Source organism: Pseudomonas sp. B414 (assembly GCF_055408445.1).
This window is the reverse complement of the sequence record NZ_JBUZTQ010000059.1, coordinates 1-12,726: the sequence shown is the minus strand read 5'-3', so window position 1 is coordinate 12,726 and position 12,726 is coordinate 1. Positions and strand designations below refer to the sequence as shown.

Sequence of the window (12,726 nt, the reverse complement as noted above, 5' to 3'; positions counted from 1 at the left end):
TGCAGGGATCGCTGCCAAGGGCGGCACGGTGGAACTGACCGTGGCCAACCTCTCGGCGGATGACCTGGTGAAATTCACCATTGACGGTGTTGAGCAGACTTTCACGGTCACCACCGAAGCCTCGACTACCGACATCGCCGGTGCAATCAATGCAGACGCGGCTCTGAATCTGCTGGTTACGGCCAGCGACGTTGATGGCAAGCTGTTGCTCGAATCCAAGGATGTCACCAAGGCGATCACCGGTTCCTTCACCGATGTGACCCCGGCGCACAGCGATTCTGCGCCTTTGACTCACGACGTCATCACCAACTTCTCGCTGACTGCTGACAAGCTTGATCTGCCAGTTACCAGCCTTCTGACTGGTACCTTCACCGACATTGAAACTGGCGTATCCGGCCTTGAGATTACCGGGATCAACAATGGTATGGTGACATTTGGTGGTACTGATTTCGCGACGGCATCGGTTAACGATATGTTTTCGGCTCTGCTGACCGCTATGGGGGGAGGCACGTCAAGCGCTGCATTCGTTGTAGGTAGTGATACTTACGTTGTTCAGGGCGATGGTGCTATCGGTGCTCAAAACACCGACATCGTGGTCCAGCTGGCTGGTATTAATACCGTTACAGACCTGAGTGCCATCATCGTTTGATGATGCTTCTCTAGCCCTCTTCACCGGGGGAGATACCTAAGAAACCCCGCTTCTCACAAGGAGGCGGGGTTTCTTGTTGTGTGGGGGCGACTATTGTTGGTTATTGGTGGTGAACGAACAGTGTTCGGGGTGACACCATCGGACGGAGTTGACGAGAAGGCGAGGGGGATGGGCACCCCAAGTGGGAGGTTAGTGGTATAAAAATGGTACGAGAAGAATACGTCTTGGCTGAAAGCAGAGTTGTGTAAGGCTTATAGCCTTAGTTAGTCCAATCCATCATGGGTGCCACGCTAAAGCGTCTGGACACCGCAGAGCCTTTGTTTACGTGGGTTGTAGCTGATTTTTCTAGCATTTTGCTCTACGTGTTTAAGGCGTGTTTTAGGGGGTAAAAGGGTAAAATGTACCAATCACTACTCAAATTGTACCAGTTGATTACGGCCACTATTCGAGCAGGCAAGCGCACCGACGGCAGCATCAGTTACACGGCACAAATACGCCTGTTTCGCGATGGGGTGCAAGTCTACCAAGAGAGCCAGACCTTCGCCCGAAAACAGGCAGCCCAAGCCTGGGTTCGCAAGCGGGAAGTTGAGCTTGACCAGCCCGGTGCCATCGAGTGCGCAAACCGTACCGGCGCGACAATCAAGGAAATGATCGATCGCTACCTTTTGGAATACGAGAAGCTCAGACCGCTCGGCAAAACCAGGCGCGCCACGCTCAAGGCCATTGGTGAAACCTGGCTGGGCAAGCTGCAGGATCGTGAAGTCACTACAAACAACTTGACACCCTACGCAGCATCGGCGCCGGGCTCCAGTCACTGGGCCTGACCACCGGCGACGGCGACGTGCTCGACACGATCTGCCTGGTGCCGAGTGAAGAGGGGGTGATGTTGTGGGCGTCAAGAGGGTGTGTATCTAATTGCGTTACATGTAGACGATTGCTACACGGTAGATGTATTATTTGCCCAAGGGTCAAGGTCCTCGGCCGATTAAGTGGAAGGCCACCTGATCCATTGGAGGTGATCTTATGACTCAGCCAGCGGTCAACAGCCCTGAAAAACTAAAACCTGTCGCAATCAATATGAGAGCCGACAGTAAAAAGCGCGACCTCATCGACATGGCCGCGGCCCTGTCTGGCAGTGATCGAACCAGCTTTATCCTGGATGCCGCCTGCAAAAGAGCAGAAGAGGTGATCCTGGAGCAACGCGTATTTGTGCTTGAGGGTGCAGACTTCGACGCATTCGAACAAGCCCTGCAGTCGAGCCCATTGAAAACCAACGATCGCCTGCGCGCACTGCTTGACAGGCCAAGTCGATGGAGCTGACCCGGCCTGCAAAACTGGATGAAACCCACGATCTGAGCACCTTCGATTGCGGTGAAGACTCGATCAACGAATACCTGGTAAAAAAAGCGCTTAAATCCCAAAGAGCAAAACACGCCTCAGTATTTGTAACCTGCATCAAAGGCACAGCAACGGTTGTTGGTTATTACACACTGTCGAGCGGGCAGGTTTTACGATCAAGCGTGGTACCCAAAAAAGCACAACGCAATTCGCCTGACATGCACCCGGTGACCATCCTCGGTCGTATGGGCGTATGCAAAACGGCACAAGGGCAGGGGTTGTCACTAGATCTGCTCAAAGATGCCATCGAGCGTTCCCTATGGGCGTCAGATGCGGTCGCCTCAACTGCGCTGATTGTCCATCCACTCAATGAGCGTCTGGCGACCTTCTATGAGAAAACCGGGTTTATCAGATGTAGCCCCCTGTCTCCCATCTCGATGATGTTGCCTTTTACTTGAGTCGAGCTGTCACTGGCTTGTTCTGCGGGCGTGCACGCCACGACGGCGTACTGTCGATTGTTCAAAAAAAGCCGCGATAGCCGCTGGGTTATTGGGGTCATACAGCACCCCGGACTCCTCCACCTTCCGCATCGTCGCCGACGGTGCCGATATCACCGTCTTGCTCAACGACCGCCTGCTGCTACTGCGCACCACGGACAAATCCGGCATGGAGTCCGACGACTTTGAACTGCGCATCGATTACCGCGACAGCTCCGTATCCCTGCCGAGTCGCGGGGCCACAATCGAAATCTTCCTTGGCTACACCGGCGCCGTGCCAAGCCGTCAGGGGCGTTACACCGTGGATGAAGTCGAACTGTCCGGCTCACCGGACACCCTGGTGATCAGAGGCAAGGCCAGCGACATGCGCGGCAGCGGCAAAACCACCCGCAGCGGCAGTTGGGAAAACGTCAGTTTGGCCAGCATCGTGACCGACGTGGCTGCCCGCAATGGCTGGCAGCCAGAGTGCGCCTGGAAATGCCCGGCCGCACCGACCTGTTTTCCGAACGCAGCATCAACGCCCAACGTTTTAAAACCGGCCTTCTAGGCAAAACATTGCAGCAGATTTGTAACCAGTTATCAGACGAGGAACTGTTTTTGCGGCAGGCCTTTGACCGCGAATCGCCTACGGGGGATCAGCGTGCCGATGTGCTGGCTGCCATCGGCGCAGCCGCTTCATTTCAGGCCCCGGGCGCGAAAGTGAGGGCGCTGGATTTACTGCCTGAATGGCGACTTGAGGCGCCTTGTATTGATGACGAGGAAGATGGGGATGAGTTGTTTAAGAACTATCTGTCAGACAAAGCTGACTTACAACCATGAAGGTGGGTGTTAGGTTTTGCGTTTTAGCTTCTGGAATATATAGGTGCGACCCATTTACAAAAAAAACGCTGGTAGCCGTCTCCATCCTTCTGAGTTTCGGAATGCTGGTTGCGTTATTCAGTTACTACCGCTTCGGCAGCAATCCCCGGTTGGCCTATGGCATGTTTGAGAACTGCGAACTGGCGGTGTTGAAACTGGTTAGAAACCCGGCCGATATGCAGTTGCTCAGGGCGCGGATCTTCCCTGATGGGCTGGATACCTTGCCAGTGGCTGATGCGACTGCATTGCAAGTCCGTACGCGCTACAAAACCATTGTTGAACAGGGACGCGGCACGTTTGTCTACCCGGCTATCAAGCTAGCGTTCAAGGCCTCCAATGATACTGGGGCACCGCAGAAATAGGCGGGCACCATCGCCCTTAAATCTGGAGTTCGGGAGGTGTGTTTACCGTTCCCTTACGCCTTGACTATGTTTGGGACCGAACCAATTTTGGCCAGGAGCGTTATGCCGACTGAAAATATTAAAATGAGTACGTTAGGTGTCAATGGTCGGGATGCCAACAAGGAGCATGCCGAGGCGACAAACTTGGCACAGGCTGCTTGGGATAGAGCAGTGGCGGCGAACGAACGCAATGATCGGGAGGCCGATGAGCGCTGGGAGAAGGCGCAGAAGAAGGAGCAGGGTGAGCAGAAGGGCTACGTTTTTGCGAAGTCCTGCGCCTTGCCGGAGGGTGTGACGGATCACAGTGGCTTTGTGCCGGTGGAGTCGTTGAAGCAGTACGGCAGTTACGCGGTGCTGGGCACAGGGAGGGCGGTATCCGCGGCGGGGACCGCGTTGGAGTGGATTGGCGGTTCTGGCAGCGCGATGGAGCTTGCCAAGCGTTTGGGAGGCAGCCTGTCTGCGCTGGCCCCGCCGAATGTGAAGATCATGATTGGCATGGTGCTGCCTAACACCACCTCACCCGACAGCGCGTTTTATTCATCGGCGCAATATGCCGAACTGACCCAAGGGAACACCCGCTCTCGGGTGACGCTTAAGCAACTGCCAGACGGCTCAGTTGACTTGTACGGGTTTTATACCGGGGGTAAAACGGATTGGCAGACCGTGCCGGTCATCGAAGCCAAGCCCCGTGGCGACCAATTGGTCGCTGATTTTGGCGATGGGATTGAAATTATTTGGACGCCGGCCGCCGATCCGAACGCGGTGCTGGGGATTCCGGCGCTCGAGGGCATTACGCTCAAACCCGCCGCGTGGGTATATCCACCCGGCCCGAAAACCGAGCAGATCCTGATTAATCCGGCGTATCCGCCGGATTATCAGGACGCTATTATCTGGTTTCCGAGTCAGCCAACGATTGCGCCGATTTACCTGTCGATCAACGTTAGAGGTGGTGGCGATCATAGCTATCATTCACCACCAATAGGTTTGTCGGCTTTCCCTGATGCCTATACTGTTAAGTCCAAAAGCAGTGTTCAGGGCGGCGGAGGTAAACGTAGCCGCTGGAAAGATAAAAAAGGCCGGATATACGAGTGGGATAGCCAGCACGGTGCGGTTGAAATATACGATTCTCAAGGGAAACACCTTGGTGAGTTCAACCCAGAAACTGGCGAACAAACCAAGAGAGCAAAGCCCGGCAGAGCGACACCAAAATAGAATTGGGGACGAATTATGTTTTTATGGATTAGTGGTTTTTTAAAAGACGATAATGAGGATGACTCGTTGAAATACGACCTCAATGTTGAGCCTGAGTATGAAACTGCTGTAATCGGAATTCTTGGCTGGAAAAGTTTGGAAGAGAGTCCGGACGGGGAATGGTTGCTAACCGTCGAGCAAGCGCAGGAGATAGCCATTGTAGTAAACGAGCAACTGCCAATGGATCTGGATCTTTTTATTGGTGTACGGGCATAGTTTAGACGAATGCAGAAACTTTCATTGTTAGTGCAGATGGGGTAGATGGGGCAGATGCAGGATAGGCAGAGTGGCCCATTTTTCCATCATTTTGTGATCTTGACATGGGCTGTTTTCCCGCTACACAAGGCAGAAGCCGTTGCGCTCCCAATACAAAATCTTCACTCGGTTTCGAGGCTTGTTGAGGAACACAAAAAGCACCGGGTCAAACACCGCGACTTTGATATCCAGCTCGACCAGGGCAGCTAGGCCGTCGATGGATTTTCGAAAGTCGACGGGTTTGGGGTAGAGATAGACTTTTTCAACTTTTGCGTCGGGGCGCATCATGAGGTACTGGCTCCGGAAAGGAATCGGGAGCACAGCATCGGGGTTCAGGTGGCGACTTTGAATGTGGGGGTTATGAAGCGCTTACAAACAGGCTCTCATTCTGAGCATTGCATTTGCCAAACGAGGCGTCGCCAACGGTATGCAACAATAATGGTGGCGCTGTGCGCCTGTATGTACTCGGGCCGCTAAACCCGTTCGCTGAATGTGCAGCGAATGTAGAAGGGTAACGCTCAGGTTTCAAAAGTGCAACTGCGCGCAGGTAGGGTGACTACCCTCAAGATTTCTTGAACAACGCTGTCCCTTGGGTTATCACATTACTTGGCGTTTCATCACTGGCTGAGTGTCTGTTTCAGGCCGTCTGGAATCATCAGTCGGATCTGCCACCGGTATCAGGGGTGAAGGACTACGATGTTTTCTATTTCGACAGGGATCTTTTCTGGGAGGCAGAGAACGAAGTCATCCTTGAAGCCCGGCAACTGTTCGAAGACTTGGGCGTGGCTGGTCAGGTGGCAACCACGTTGTTATGGTTTTGCGCACTAATTTGAGTTCATCCGTTTGGAGCACAGGCTATTGGATATACCGTTCAAACTGCCCGGGGTTATAGAGTGTTTTATAGGTGGCGCGGTGCTACAGGCTGATGAAGTCGGTGAGTCGCCTTGCGATGTTTATGGTTTTGCTCGGGGTAATGATCGCTTTTTTCTCAAGACTTGCCCGAAGATTCTGGCGCCGACTACTTATAGTGTATTGCGCGAGGCGCGAGTGCTGTCCTGGCTGAGTGGGCGCTTGAGTGTTCCTGAAGTTGTCATGGTTGCGGACAGTTTCGATGGCGAGTTTATGATCAGCCGTTGCGTGCCCGGGGTGCCACTTCAAGCACTGATCAGCGAACCTGCTTTGGTATTGCAGCTGTTTCGCGTGGCTTTACGTCAGCTACAAGCGGTATCGATAGTTGATTGTCCTTTCGACTCGGGCGCTGAATTTCGGCTCAGTGAACTGGATTATTTGCTGGCCCATGATTTGGCCGAGAAGTACTACGAGCTCAGTGAATGGCCCGATCTGAATACGCCGCAGGAACTGATGGCGCATTTGCGTGCGACGTTGCCGGGCGAGGATCGAGTGTTCAGCCACGGTGACCTGTGCGGTGCGAATGTGTTTGTCGATGCCCATGACGATTTGCACTTTATTGACTTGGGCCGTGGTGGGGTTGCTGATCGCTGGTTGGACATTGCCTTTGCCCATCGATTCTTGCGTCTGGATGTCTCGCAAAACACGGCGCGCGACTTGCTCAAAGGGTTGCAAGCGCCCGATAACCCGAGCAAGCGTGAGTTCTTCGAGCAATTGGATGAGTTTTTTTAGCATGAAACCCCAACGGTCAATCACAGGTCACCTCCTTCTATAGCTGAAGAGCTGGTGTTGGGCACATTCCCAGCCGGATTTGTTCGTGCGCAAGGCAGAGGAAATTGCATGCTTATTGTTTTTAGCGGCCTTCCAGGCACTGGCAAAACCACGATCGCACGTGGCCTGGCTGGTAAAACAGGTGCTGTCTATCTGCGTATTGATACGATTGAGCAGGCAATCCGCAATGCTGATGCCTTAAGTGGTGACGTGGGTCGTAGCGGTTACCTGGTGGCGAACGAACTGGCGCTGAGCAATCTTGGTTTGGGGCATACGGTGATTGTGGATTGTGTTAACCCGGTGGCTGAAAGCAGGCAGATGTGGGCTGCGGTTGCAGAACGGGCAGGCGTGCGATTAGTCAACATTCAGGTGATTTGCTCGGATCGGTTTGAGCATCAACGCCGGGTAGAAACAAGGACGGGTGATGTGCCCGGGTTGACTCCCCCCAGCTGGCAGTCAGTGCTGAATCATGAATATGAAGTGTGGGCCTGCGCTCCGTTTACCCTGGACACAGCCAGGATGCCTGCCGTTGATGCCATGGAGTTGATTATGATGCGGCTTTCGTGCGCAGGGCGGGCGTGGCCTGCGGGCTGACACGTGGTACCCCCCCAGCAACCAGATGATTTGACCAAGGATGCCAGCAAGATGATTGTAGTTGTTGAAGGGATCAGTGCCGCAGGTAAAACCACTTGGTGCAACCAGGTGGCATCAGCCAGCCTTTTGCCGGAGTCCTTTGCTGCGGATCGCAAGAGCCAGCCTGTGCAGGGGGCGCAAGCTGCCGCCTACTGGACGAGCTGGAATGCCAAGCGCTGGAGTGATGCCTGCTTTATCGAGCAGTCGTGCGGGCTGGCTGTGTGCGATACCGATCCGTTGAAGCTGCATTACAGCTGGTGCCTTAGGCAAATTGGCAAGAGCACCGAGGCCGAGTGGCAGTTAGCGTGGCAGGCAGCGCGTCGCGCGATCGCTGCGCAGCAACTGGGCTTTGCCGATGTGTATCTGGTCAAGGTCATTGACGCCGCGACTGCGCGGATCCAGATGCAGGGTGATTCAAGTCGGACACGCACGAACTTCGAATTGCACCTGAGGCTGCAAGCGCCTCTGCTTGACTGGTACCGGGTAATCGAGCAGGTCTTCCCCGGGCGCGTCCACTGGGAGCTGCCGGCGGACCTCAAAATCCCGTCGATGCCTTCCAATGACCGCAGATACGCTGTGCAAGCATTTGATGCGTTGTTGGCTTCTCTGCCCGAGGCTGCTTGAGCGGGTATTGCGGGGGGAAAGTAGGTCTATAGTTAGCTGTAGTCCGCCCTCTGAGATTATTCCCATGTCCACTTCGCGTTCGCTGATTACAGCTCTTACATGCCTGGCACTTGCTTGCAGCTCAGCGACTGCGCTGGCCGATCCCGGTAACGGCAATGGGCAAGGCAAGGGAAAGGGCGGCCAGCAATATGATCAGGATCATGGCAAGCAGGGTGGCCATGGCAATAAAGGTCAGAAGTCCGGTAATGACGATTGGTCTCATGGGCCAAGTATCAATCGCGCGAGCACACTGGAGATTATTCTTGGCCATCGTGATTACTGGACGCGCGGGCAAGCCTTGCCGCCAGGCATACAAAAGAATCTGGCACGGGGCAAGCCGCTGCCGCCGGGTATCGCCAAAAAACTCGATGGTCGGCTGGCCAGCAGGCTGCCGCATTATGACGGGTATGAATGGCAGCAGGTGGGTACTGATCTGATACTGGTCTCCATTGCTACCGGGCTTATTTATGAAGTGCTTAATGGTGCCTTCGATTGAGGCGCAGTTGCTGTTCGATGCCCGGTGATCCTTGCGCGGCAATGAAAAAAGCCCGGGTTGCCGGGCTTTTTTTACCGCTAGCAGCACTAAGTAGCTGTTTTTGAATAAATTTATTTAAAAAGTGCTTCCCAAACCCGGAGAGTGGGGGTATATTTGCGCTCGTTCTTACAGCGAACCCTTACAGGTTCACAGCGATTGGCAACACTCGCAGGCTGCAAGCATCGACAAATGAATGCCCGGCATTCATCGCTACAGATACAGGGGCGTCGCCAAGCGGTAAGGCAGCAGGTTTTGATCCTGCCATGCGTTGGTTCAAATCCAGCCGCCCCTGCCATATTTCAGATCTTGTCCAGCATCGGACGGGAATCTTCTAGTCCAGCGTCAACGCCGTCCGGCCTGACGCGACCTCGCAAGTAAACAAATCCTTCGCTTAACCCCCCAAATTTTTTATGCGTTCAAGTCCTGTTTCCGTTCGGATCGGTCCTGCCTGATCTCTTCAGGTCAGCCGATTGCCTGCGAAATCAGCGCGAACTGGTGAACCCGATCAGAGGTTTGCGGGGGAGTGCCCAGGGCCATTTGGGTCACACGGTCTACCGGCTCCAGGCCTTTGTCCGTCAGCCACTCTCCCAGGCCGCTGTCTTGCGCAATATCGATACGGACAAACTGGCCGGGGATCCGGGCGAGCAGGGTGGCGATCAGATGTTTGGCTTGCTGCAGGTTTTCAGCGATGACCGGGCCAATGCAATGGCCACGTCCGGCGCGGCGCAACAGGGCAAAAGCCTGCAACTGACCGTCACGCATAATACCGGCCGAGTGTTCCAGCGTATCGTGCAACTGCGCGAAGATGGCGCTACGGTCCAGGCCGCTGCCGGCGTTGGCCAGGGCCAGTTGGCGGGCCTGATCCGATTCGTCGAGGGCACGGCAATGCTCGCTTTCGGGTAGTTCCTGGAAGGCCACGGCTTGTGCCAGGCCCTGGCGCTGCTCAATGGTGCCGAATTCAATAAAGCCCTGGCTCAGATAAAGTGGTGCACCAGCGACGGAAGCATTGAGGATCGCCGTGCCGGGCTTGCATGCCTCAAGTGCCTGCTCCATCAACCGGCGGCCAATGCCCTGGCCCTGAAAGGCGGGGTTGACCACCACCAGGCCGATGCTGGCAAAGGCGCCCTGGGGGCAGGCAAATGCCGTACCTATCAACTGATCTTCGCGGCAGGCCACAAATCCTTTGAATGCACGGTGCAACAGGTCCCAGTCTTCAAGGCGATGGGGCCAGTGCAATTGTGCGGACAAGGCATAAGCTGCGGGCAAATCTGCCCGGGTCATGGAGCGATATGTACAGGCAGTCTGGGGCAGTGCGGACATGGGGATCTCCTTGAACATGTGCGCACTATCTACCGTTATTACGCCCGGGTTTTCAACCCCCGGGCATGGTTTCATGCTTGCTCGACACGATACTCGCCACCTGCCGTGACTGGCAGTTGAGGTAAGCCGAGGATTGCAGCCAGCGCTGGTCGGGGTACCAGGCGAACATAAACTGGCCGTTCTTGAGTTTGTCGACTACCTGGCGTGCCACTTGCGGGCGTACCGCCGGGCAACCCAGGCTGCGGCCGATGCGGCCCTGGGTTTTGCTCCATAGCGGGTTCACGTAGGCGGCAGGGTGGATCACGATCGCCCGTTCACGGGCCAGATCGTTGATGCCCGGTTCCAGGCCATCCATGCGCAGCGAGTAGCCGTGGGCGCCGATATAGCTTTCCTGGGTGCTGAACAGGCCCAGGCTGGACTGGTTGCTGCCGTTGGTGTTGGAGAAGCTGGTAGCGAAGTTTTCACCGGATTGTTTTCCGTGGGCGACCAGATCGCGCAGAACCAATGTCTTGCGGTTGAGGTCAAAGATCCAGAGACGGCGTGCAGTTGAAGGTTGCGAATAATCGATCACTGCCAGATGCCGGGCCTGCTTGGCGCCATTGTTGACGGCGCATTGCATGGCGCTCAGGGCGCTTTTCAAGGCTTGCGGATTGAGTTCGGGAGCAGCATGGCTCAACTTGCTGAGTAATTGAGGATTGGCTGCGTAGGCAGTGCTGCAGGTTGCACTCAGTGCGATGACGGCCAGACAAAAGCGACGTAAAAAGATGAGCATAAATAACGTGTTCTCGATTGTAGTCAGGCCAGCATCTTGCGCCGATAACTTGGCGATCCTGCTTTAGATGCTAGCCTGAGGGTTTGCTGTGCCCGCTGATTCAGTTGACGGCCATTAATTGGAGTAAAGCAGTTGTTCAAAAAACGCGCATTTTACTTGAGCATTGCCTTGCTGACTGTGCCACTGGTCACTGTAGCCGATCCCCTACAGGCAGACTCCGTTAGCCCGGTACAACAGGCGCTCAGCCAACTGCCCCAGGCATGTCCGAGCCTGGCTGCGCGCGTTAATGGGCCTGCGCAGCAATTGCTGCAGAGTTTTTATCAGGGGCAACAAGACCAGCCGGTATGGGTGGATTCTCAACGTTTGGGTGCACTGCAAACAGCATTGGCGCAACTGGCAGATGACGGTCTTGACCACGCTAATTACCCGTTGCCTGCACCGCGGGATCTGTGTGCCGATATCGAAATCAGCCAGCAGTATCTGCAGGCACTGCAGGATTTGCACTATGGTCGCTTGCCACAGGCCAAGTTCGAACCGGTGTGGCATGCCAATGAAGTACCGCAAGATCGCCAGGCCTGGACCCTGGCTGTAGCCGGCCCGGGTTTGCAGGACGTGCCCCGGGCCTTTGCCCAGGCGCGCCCGCAAAGCGAGCTGTATCAGAATCTGCGCCGGGTTTATGCGCGCCAGCGGCAGCAACCGTTGCCACAATGGCAGCCATTGGCCAGCGGCCCCTTGCTGCGCCCCGGCATGCAGGATGCGCGAGTGCCCGAACTGGCAAGGCGGCTGGTTAGCGAGGGCTACCTGAGCCATATGCCAGCAACCGTGGATCATCATTACCGCAATGAACTGGCAGCCGCGGTAAAAAGTTTTCAGCTTGATCACTCGTTGCAGGCTGACGCTGTAATCGGTGCCGGAACTCTCAAAGAGTTGAATATCAGCCCCCAGGAGCGTCGCGAACAATTGCGCATCAACCTGGAGCGCTTTCGCTGGATTGCACAGGACCTTGAGCCCAACAGCCTGCTGGTCAATGTGCCGGCTGCGCAGTTGACCGTGTACCAGAATGGTGTGCCCGTGTGGCAGACCCGCACCCAGGTTGGTCGTGCTGATCGTCAGACGCCATTGCTGAAATCCCGGGTCAACCGTTTGACCCTTAATCCGACCTGGACCATACCGCCGACCATTTTCCGCGAAGACAAACTGCCGCAGATCCGTAGCGATCCGACCTTCCTCAGTCGTCAGGACTTGCAGATAGTCGACAGCAACGGCCAGCCGCTGGCAGCGCAGGATATCGACTGGGATCGCCCGGGCAATATCTTGCTGCGCCAGGGGGCCGGGCCGCGAAACCCGCTGGGGCGAATCGCCATCCGCTTCCCCAATCCGTTTTCTGTGTACCTGCATGACACTCCAAGCCAGGCCCTGTTCAGCAAGGGGCCACGGGCGTTCAGTTCGGGTTGTGTGCGGGTTGAAGCGGTGTTCCAGTTGCGCGACCTGCTGGTGACGCCAGCCGAGAAGGTGCGCAGTGAAGAGCTGCTGAGCACCGGGTTGACCCATGAGTTCAGACTGTCCAACCCGACACCGATCCTGATGACTTACTGGACTGCCCAGGCGAACAAGGATGGCAAGGTGACCTATGCGCCGGATATCTATAACCACGACCCGGCATTGATTGCGGCGCTGGCGGGTAAAAAATAGCCTTCGGTGGGCGCATCCCTCGTAGATACCGTCTTGACCCTCATCGCGCAAGCGCTATGCCAGGGTCAATTCGCTATAACCTTTTTGAGTGGGGTTCTGTTTTTAACTGGCTCAATGAGTACATATCCGGCATTTTTATATAACTGAAATATTGGTTTCGCTCTTACAGCGAGTCCCTTTTG

15 protein-coding genes, 1 tRNA gene and 4 pseudogenes are annotated in these 12,726 nt (G+C 55.5%); 17 read left to right on the top strand and 3 right to left on the bottom strand.

Annotated features, from left to right (window positions below; all coding sequences use genetic code 11):
• The 10 genes and pseudogenes from ACZRMH_RS25305 to ACZRMH_RS25260 form a co-directional block, all read left to right on the top strand.
• Positions 1–649 (top strand): hypothetical protein (locus ACZRMH_RS25305; RefSeq protein WP_464015757.1); only part of this gene is annotated, 649 nt, incomplete at its 5' end.
• A 398-nt stretch (positions 650–1,047) separates the two neighbouring features.
• A pseudogene (locus tag ACZRMH_RS25300) lies at positions 1,048–1,440 on the top strand (site-specific integrase); the annotation flags it as partial.
• Positions 1,419–1,526: pseudogene (locus tag ACZRMH_RS25295) on the top strand (phage tail protein); the annotation flags it as partial. The pseudogenes ACZRMH_RS25300 and ACZRMH_RS25295, both read left to right, overlap by 22 nt.
• A 146-nt stretch (positions 1,527–1,672) precedes the next feature.
• Entirely contained in the window at positions 1,673–1,969 is a 297-nt protein-coding gene (locus ACZRMH_RS25290) for a type II toxin-antitoxin system TacA family antitoxin (RefSeq protein WP_464015756.1), read from the top strand.
• The gene (locus ACZRMH_RS25285; RefSeq protein ID WP_464015755.1) at positions 1,960–2,445 is read left to right on the top strand and encodes a GNAT family N-acetyltransferase; all 486 of its coding nucleotides are present in this window, start codon (positions 1,960–1,962) and stop codon (positions 2,443–2,445) included. Before ACZRMH_RS25290 ends, ACZRMH_RS25285 begins: the two co-directional genes overlap by 10 nt.
• 91 nt (positions 2,446–2,536) lie before the next feature.
• Positions 2,537–2,953: pseudogene (locus ACZRMH_RS25280) on the top strand (phage late control D family protein); the annotation flags it as partial.
• Between the two features lie 8 nt (positions 2,954–2,961).
• Positions 2,962–3,303 (top strand): phage tail assembly protein T, encoded by a 342-nt coding sequence (locus ACZRMH_RS25275; RefSeq protein ID WP_464015754.1) that lies wholly within the window; start codon positions 2,962–2,964, stop codon positions 3,301–3,303.
• 101 nt (positions 3,304–3,404) lie between these two features.
• Positions 3,405–3,704: a hypothetical protein gene (locus ACZRMH_RS25270; protein WP_464015753.1), complete on the top strand. Its 300-nt coding sequence runs from the start codon at positions 3,405–3,407 to the stop codon at positions 3,702–3,704.
• A gap of 102 nt (positions 3,705–3,806) precedes the next feature.
• On the top strand, positions 3,807–4,955 hold the full coding sequence (locus ACZRMH_RS25265; protein ID WP_464015752.1) for a colicin E3/pyocin S6 family cytotoxin: 1,149 nt from the start codon (positions 3,807–3,809) through the stop codon (positions 4,953–4,955).
• A 15-nt stretch (positions 4,956–4,970) separates the two neighbouring features.
• The gene (locus tag ACZRMH_RS25260; protein WP_464015751.1) at positions 4,971–5,210 is read left to right on the top strand and encodes a pyocin S6 family toxin immunity protein; all 240 of its coding nucleotides are present in this window, start codon (positions 4,971–4,973) and stop codon (positions 5,208–5,210) included.
• A gap of 120 nt (positions 5,211–5,330) precedes the next feature.
• Here ACZRMH_RS25260 and tnpB read toward each other — a convergent pair whose 3' ends face one another.
• The gene (tnpB, locus tag ACZRMH_RS25255; protein WP_464015750.1) at positions 5,331–5,537 is read right to left on the bottom strand and encodes an IS66 family insertion sequence element accessory protein TnpB; all 207 of its coding nucleotides are present in this window, start codon (positions 5,535–5,537) and stop codon (positions 5,331–5,333) included.
• A 284-nt stretch (positions 5,538–5,821) separates the two neighbouring features.
• Between tnpB and ACZRMH_RS25250 the strand changes: the two are divergent.
• The 6 genes and pseudogenes from ACZRMH_RS25250 to ACZRMH_RS25225 all read left to right on the top strand — a co-directional run.
• Positions 5,822–6,067, top strand: a pseudogene (locus ACZRMH_RS25250) (nucleotidyltransferase family protein); the annotation flags it as partial.
• 40 nt (positions 6,068–6,107) lie between these two features.
• Complete coding sequence (locus ACZRMH_RS25245) at positions 6,108–6,890, top strand: APH(3') family aminoglycoside O-phosphotransferase (protein WP_464015749.1); 783 nt, start codon at positions 6,108–6,110, stop codon at positions 6,888–6,890.
• A gap of 108 nt (positions 6,891–6,998) precedes the next feature.
• Positions 6,999–7,523, top strand: a complete 525-nt coding sequence (locus ACZRMH_RS25240; RefSeq protein WP_464015748.1) for a P-loop nucleotide/nucleoside kinase family protein — start codon at positions 6,999–7,001, stop codon at positions 7,521–7,523.
• A 51-nt stretch (positions 7,524–7,574) separates the two neighbouring features.
• A complete protein-coding gene (locus ACZRMH_RS25235; RefSeq protein WP_464015747.1) occupies positions 7,575–8,186 on the top strand; it encodes a hypothetical protein in 612 nt (203 codons plus the stop codon).
• A 64-nt stretch (positions 8,187–8,250) separates the two neighbouring features.
• A complete protein-coding gene (locus tag ACZRMH_RS25230) occupies positions 8,251–8,721 on the top strand; it encodes an anti-virulence regulator CigR family protein (protein ID WP_464015746.1) in 471 nt (156 codons plus the stop codon).
• 259 nt (positions 8,722–8,980) lie between these two features.
• Positions 8,981–9,055 (top strand) — tRNA-Gln (locus tag ACZRMH_RS25225).
• A gap of 167 nt (positions 9,056–9,222) precedes the next feature.
• Here the strand turns inward: ACZRMH_RS25225 and ACZRMH_RS25220 are convergent.
• On the bottom strand, positions 9,223–10,080 hold the full coding sequence (locus ACZRMH_RS25220) for a GNAT family N-acetyltransferase (RefSeq protein WP_464015745.1): 858 nt from the start codon (positions 10,078–10,080) through the stop codon (positions 9,223–9,225).
• Between the two features lie 52 nt (positions 10,081–10,132).
• The gene (locus ACZRMH_RS25215) at positions 10,133–10,852 is read right to left on the bottom strand and encodes a murein L,D-transpeptidase catalytic domain family protein (protein WP_464015744.1); all 720 of its coding nucleotides are present in this window, start codon (positions 10,850–10,852) and stop codon (positions 10,133–10,135) included.
• Positions 10,853–10,984: 132 nt separating this feature from the next.
• On the opposite strand from ACZRMH_RS25215, the gene ACZRMH_RS25210 reads away from it, so the two are divergent.
• Complete coding sequence (locus tag ACZRMH_RS25210; RefSeq protein ID WP_464015743.1) at positions 10,985–12,544, top strand: L,D-transpeptidase family protein; 1,560 nt, start codon at positions 10,985–10,987, stop codon at positions 12,542–12,544.
• The last annotated feature ends 182 nt before the right edge of the window (positions 12,545–12,726 follow it).

Excerpts from the sequence above, each read along its gene's own strand:
- ACZRMH_RS25275 (WP_464015754.1), top strand. The coding sequence starts at position 2,962 with ATGCCCGGCCGCACCGACCTGTTTTCCGAACGCAGCATCAACGCCCAA.
- ACZRMH_RS25260 (WP_464015751.1), top strand. The coding sequence starts at position 4,971 with ATGTTTTTATGGATTAGTGGTTTTTTAAAAGACGATAATGAGGATGAC.
- ACZRMH_RS25240 (WP_464015748.1), top strand. The coding sequence starts at position 6,999 with ATGCTTATTGTTTTTAGCGGCCTTCCAGGCACTGGCAAAACCACGATC.
- ACZRMH_RS25270 (WP_464015753.1), top strand. The coding sequence starts at position 3,405 with ATGCTGGTTGCGTTATTCAGTTACTACCGCTTCGGCAGCAATCCCCGG.
- ACZRMH_RS25290 (WP_464015756.1), top strand. The coding sequence starts at position 1,673 with ATGACTCAGCCAGCGGTCAACAGCCCTGAAAAACTAAAACCTGTCGCA.
- ACZRMH_RS25265 (WP_464015752.1), top strand. The coding sequence starts at position 3,807 with ATGCCGACTGAAAATATTAAAATGAGTACGTTAGGTGTCAATGGTCGG.
- ACZRMH_RS25215 (WP_464015744.1), bottom strand. The coding sequence starts at position 10,852 with ATGCTCATCTTTTTACGTCGCTTTTGTCTGGCCGTCATCGCACTGAGT.
- ACZRMH_RS25235 (WP_464015747.1), top strand. The coding sequence starts at position 7,575 with ATGATTGTAGTTGTTGAAGGGATCAGTGCCGCAGGTAAAACCACTTGG.
- ACZRMH_RS25230 (WP_464015746.1), top strand. The coding sequence starts at position 8,251 with ATGTCCACTTCGCGTTCGCTGATTACAGCTCTTACATGCCTGGCACTT.
- ACZRMH_RS25220 (WP_464015745.1), bottom strand. The coding sequence starts at position 10,080 with ATGTCCGCACTGCCCCAGACTGCCTGTACATATCGCTCCATGACCCGG.
- tnpB (WP_464015750.1), bottom strand. The coding sequence starts at position 5,537 with ATGATGCGCCCCGACGCAAAAGTTGAAAAAGTCTATCTCTACCCCAAA.
- ACZRMH_RS25285 (WP_464015755.1), top strand. The coding sequence starts at position 1,960 with ATGGAGCTGACCCGGCCTGCAAAACTGGATGAAACCCACGATCTGAGC.